The sequence below is a fragment of the Parolsenella sp. genome, assembly GCF_982402205.1.
In genome coordinates this window covers 1-2,118 of record NZ_CEVYAT010000199.1, presented here as the reverse complement: position 1 = coordinate 2,118, position 2,118 = coordinate 1, and the positions used below count along the sequence as shown (strand labels likewise).

Below are 2,118 nucleotides of genomic sequence, written 5' to 3'. Positions count from 1 at the left end.
CCGCCGCAAACGCAAAGTGGCAAACTCGCGAATCTCATGAGGCGCGCACAAGGTGGGCACCAACCCCCCCCGAGGCCTTGCAAATCGCTGCCCGTGGCCGAGAAGTGCGATGGGCCAATAGGGCGCTGCGCCATGCGCGGCCGAGAAGCACGCGGGCTTCTCGACAAAGTCGTACTGCGCGTGGCCGAAAACGACGCCGACCCCGCGGCCGAGGTCTGCGGCCCGCTCCACCAACGCCAGTCCCTACTCCAGGAACCCCTCGTCGACCACGATGTCGCTACGGTGGGCGGCGATGGTCTCCCACGAGAAACGCCCCACCAGCGCGTCGGCACTCACGGCCTCGCCCCTCTCGGCCAGGCCCAGGCTGCTGGCGATGGCGCCCAGCAGGGCCTCCGGTCCCGCGTGGCGATCGCGCAGCGCTCCCAGGTCGAGGTCATGCTCGCGCTTGGAGAGCCTCCTGCCATCGGGCGTCACCAGGAGCGGCACGTGACCATAGCTGGGGTTCTCGTAGCCAAGAAGGTCCTGCAGGTACATCTGCCTCGCGCAGGAGCCCAGAAGGTCGCGTCCGCGGACCACCTGCGTCACGCCCATCTCGGCATCGTCGACCACAACGGCCAGCTGGTAGGCAACCACGCCGTCGCTGCGCCTCACGAGAAAGTCACCGCACTCGCGAGCAAGGTCCTCGCGCACCTCGCCAAAGGCAAGGTCGCAAAACTCGATGACACTCTCGGGCGCGCCGGCCTCGGGCACGCGCAGCCTCGTGGCGGGCGCACGCCTCTCGGCGCGGCTCGTCACCTTGGCGGTGCTCAGCCCGCGGCACGTCCCGGCGTAGACGTACGTGCCGTCGCTCGCGTGCGGCGCGCTTGCGGCGTGCAGCTCGCTTCTCGTGCAGAAGCAGGGGTAGGTGAGGCCCAAGCCGCTCGTGCCAGCCAGGATGCCACTGCCGCCCAACCGCTCGATCGCGGCCTCATAGAGCTCGCCGCGCTCGCTTTGGTACACGGGGCCCTCGTCCCAGTCGAGCCCCATCCAGCGCAGGTCGTCCATGATGAGGTTTGCCCGCTCGCGGCTCTGGGCGCGCGGGTCGAGGTCCTCGATGCGCAGCACCATGCGCCCGCCCGCCGCGCGGGCAGACAGCCAGGCCACAAGGCACGAGGCGACGTTGCCCAGGTGCATGCGGCCCGAGGGCGTGGGGGCAAAACGCCCGACGACGCGCGGGGGCGTTGCCGGGCGAATGGTTGTGTCAGTCTGGTTAGCCATGCCTGCCAGTATGACAGAGGCGCGGGCCCGCCGTGGTGGCAGGCCCGCGCCTCGGGTTGGCGCTGCGACTCAGCCGGCCGCCGCGCATATTGCTCGCAATCTGCTCGCGGCGCCTTGCCGGAGCCGGCCCGTGGTGCGTGGGCGCTCGTCTCGTCAAGGGTTGCCGCGGCGGGCGAGTCCCCCGCTACATCGGCAGCGTGGTCTGCGCAACGTAGGCGCGGGTGGCGTACTCGCGGTCGAGGTCGTAGAGGCCCTTGGGATCGGTGCCAAACAGCTTCATGTTGCTGATCATGTCGCGGGCGTTGGCCTCTTCCTCGCCCTGCTCCTTCACGAACCAGTCGAGCATCTGCATTGCGCGGATGTCGTGGGCCTCCTGCGCAACCTCGTAGCAGTGGTGGATGAGGCTCGTAACGTACTCCTCGTGGGCAAGGCCCGCCTCGAGCGGCTCGAGGTCGTTCTCAAAGGTCTTGTCGGGCTTGTCGATGGCCTCCATCGTGGGCTTGTAGTCGTTGTCGAGCAGGTAGCGGCGAAGCGCCTTGGCGTGGTCGGTCTCCTCCTGGACCTGGACCATGTACCAGTTGGCAAAGCCCTTGAGGCCGCGGTCCTCGTAGTAGTCGGCAAAGGTGAGGTAGAGGTAGGCGGAGTAGAGCTCCTTGTTGATCTGGTTCTCGAGCACCTTGGCGACGTTCTCGTTCATGGCCATCTTCGTTCCTTCCCACGTGGTTAATCGTTGCCGGCAATCAGCCTACCCCGGCCGCGGCCGGGCTATGCCCCGCGGCCGTTCAGGTACGATATACGCATATTAGGCCAACAATTGAGGGAGACCCATGGACAACCACCGCCCAGGCTCTTCTTGGCGCC

2 protein-coding genes are annotated in these 2,118 nt (G+C 67.5%); both read right to left on the bottom strand.

Features of this window, described 5'->3' with window-relative positions; translation table 11 throughout:
* Positions 1-243 precede the first annotated feature (243 nt).
* Complete coding sequence (gene gluQRS / locus AC1VTH_RS07985; RefSeq protein WP_481335629.1) at positions 244-1,257, bottom strand: tRNA glutamyl-Q(34) synthetase GluQRS; 1,014 nt, start codon at positions 1,255-1,257, stop codon at positions 244-246.
* Between the two features lie 184 nt (positions 1,258-1,441).
* Positions 1,442-1,960 carry a ferritin gene (locus tag AC1VTH_RS07980; RefSeq protein WP_293824258.1) on the bottom strand — a complete coding sequence of 173 codons (519 nt, stop codon included), beginning with the start codon at positions 1,958-1,960 and terminating at the stop codon, positions 1,442-1,444.
* Positions 1,961-2,118: the final 158 nt, after the last annotated feature.